Annotated in this window: 3 protein-coding genes and 1 pseudogene; 2 read left to right on the top strand and 2 right to left on the bottom strand. The window is 63.2% G+C overall.

What is annotated here, in order from left to right:
* Positions 1–555 precede the first annotated feature (555 nt).
* Positions 556–834 carry a hypothetical protein gene (locus AC1DDA_RS27370; protein WP_476798089.1) on the top strand — a complete coding sequence of 93 codons (279 nt, stop codon included), beginning with the start codon at positions 556–558 and terminating at the stop codon, positions 832–834.
* 67 nt (positions 835–901) lie between these two features.
* Here AC1DDA_RS27370 and AC1DDA_RS27365 read toward each other — a convergent pair whose 3' ends face one another.
* Together AC1DDA_RS27365 and AC1DDA_RS27360 are read right to left on the bottom strand one after the other, a co-directional pair.
* Entirely contained in the window at positions 902–1,108 is a 207-nt protein-coding gene (locus AC1DDA_RS27365) for a hypothetical protein (RefSeq protein WP_476798088.1), read from the bottom strand.
* Positions 1,109–1,320: 212 nt separating this feature from the next.
* Positions 1,321–1,556, bottom strand: a pseudogene (locus AC1DDA_RS27360) (IS21 family transposase); the annotation flags it as partial.
* A 293-nt stretch (positions 1,557–1,849) separates the two neighbouring features.
* On the opposite strand from AC1DDA_RS27360, the gene AC1DDA_RS27355 reads away from it, so the two are divergent.
* Positions 1,850–2,059: PRC-barrel domain containing protein (locus tag AC1DDA_RS27355; protein WP_476798087.1), on the top strand; the 210-nt coding region annotated here is incomplete at its 3' end.

The raw sequence follows: 2,059 nt of genomic DNA, 5'->3' as shown, positions 1-2,059 counted from the left end.
CCTACAAGCCAAAGTATGATGGAACGCATCTGCAGCCCCTCTTTCGATAGCGGTGCTGCGGCAACGCTCGGAATTTGCGGAAGGTTCCTGGTGCTCACCCGCCTTGAGCTCCGCGGACCGGTCGATCTCAGCCCTTCTCCATCAGACTGCCACCGCGCGCCTGGTCTCGCTATGCGAGGCCGGGCTTTTTGTCGCCGACTGCCGACCCCCGCAACAATCTGCCGCTTAGGGAGTTCTTTCCTAAGGCTGCTTCTTTGGTCGGAAGAAGCCTATTTCCTTAACTGCAGCGCCCGCTCCCTGATGCTTTGCTCGATATCGTGGCCCGCGGCGTGAAGAAGGACGGCGGCGATCCTGAGCTCGAAAAGCCGGCGCAGGCGTCGCTGCTCTGATGGGCCATTGGCACCAGCTCGGCCCCGACAATGCCAAGGAGCGGGAGAGGATGGCTGCGCTGGCGGCGTGGCGGCGCGCACATCTGCCCGGCGTTGCTGGTCGCGAGCGCCGTTCATCTCCCGTTGAACTTCGACGCGATTAAGTTCTCCTGACAAAGGAGTTCCTATGAAGAAACTGTTGGCTATCACGGTTATTGCCGCAGGCGCGGCATTCTGTGCCGCGGCCTTCGCGTCGGAAGCGCTGCCGCCATCCATGGCTCAGCACCTCGACCAGAGCAGCGCGGAGTTCACGGGCCACTACGGACGCCGTGGCTACTATGGTCCTCGCTATGGCCATCGCCACGGCTATCGGAGCCATTACGGCTACGGATATGGCCGCCGCTACGGCGGCCCGCCGCCATGGGCGCCGGATCATGGATATCGCCGTCATTACCGCGGGTGGTGACTTCATAGCGCCGGGGAGCCCCGGCGCTATTCTGTTTCGGGCCGTCATGCGGACAGTCCCGTCCGCGTCAGGGATAGAGGGCGTCCAGCGCCTTCAAAATCTGGTTGTGGTCTGCATAGAGCTTGGGAATTTCGCCGCGGTGGAACCAGCCTGCGTCTTCAGCATCATCGCCGGCAATCAGGGCAGGTCGATCGACGCTCTTCGACAGCGTGATCAGCACGGCGCCTGAAATAATCCGACTGCGTGGATCTCGATCGATCGCGTCGAATGCCATCGGCCTTAGATCGCAAGAATTCGCCTCGGATCGGCGCGCAAATCGACCCCGGCCTCTTCCTTGAACTCCCGAAGGGAGACAGGGCCTCGCGGTCAATCTCGGAATGCGTGGCCTTGTAGTGCCCGGCGGCGTTCATCAGGTTGCACAGCGCCAGCTCTGCCGCAGCGAGCGCGGCTTCGCGGCTAGGGCGCGGGCTTCGGCTTGGTGAGCGCGATCAGCCAATTCTCGTGGCTCCAGTCGAACTGGTAGGCCTCGCCGGGCGCGAAGCTCAAAGGCACATAGGCGGCGGCTGAACCTTCCGCTCATACTCGAAGGACGTCGCGCTAGAGCGCAGCACCTTCCGATCCGTGTTCCGAGAGACATGCAGCTCGCGGGCGATCTCCTTGATCGTCTTCCCGCGGATCGAAAACTCGCGCCGGATCCGCGCAATCGTATCCACGCCCTTCATCCCCCGCCCGCCCATCCGAAACCAAGACGGGCAGTCTCACCGAAACCGGCTCAAGGGGGTTCGTTGTCCATCGCCCTCGGGTCGGCTGCCGCCGCAGGCCCACCGGGAAAGTCCGGGTGGCGGGCTGAAGAGCGGACTGCGGTTCGGCTCACCGCCACGCCCTCCACGCCCCGCTCGGCCACCCGTAGATCACAACGAACACGAGCGCCGTTAGGGCAAGGGTGGTTGGGTGCGGCGGGGAACGTGCTGAGCCCCCGCACGTTCGATTCGTTTTCGAACATGAGGAGCACACAATGGACCATTCCAGCCATATTCGTCTCGCCAGCAGTCAGCTGACCGCGCCTATCCTTGAAGGGGCCACAATCTACGGGCCGGGCGATGAAAAGATCGGAGCGGTGTCACATGTCCACGGGAGCCACGTCGTGATGGATGTTGGCGGCTTCCTCGGCATTGGGGCCAAGCACGTCGGCAAGCACGTCGGCGTACCGATCAGCGATCTCGAG

The organism is Allobosea sp. 10N428, assembly GCF_056394545.1.
This window is presented reverse-complemented; position numbering and strand designations above follow the sequence as displayed.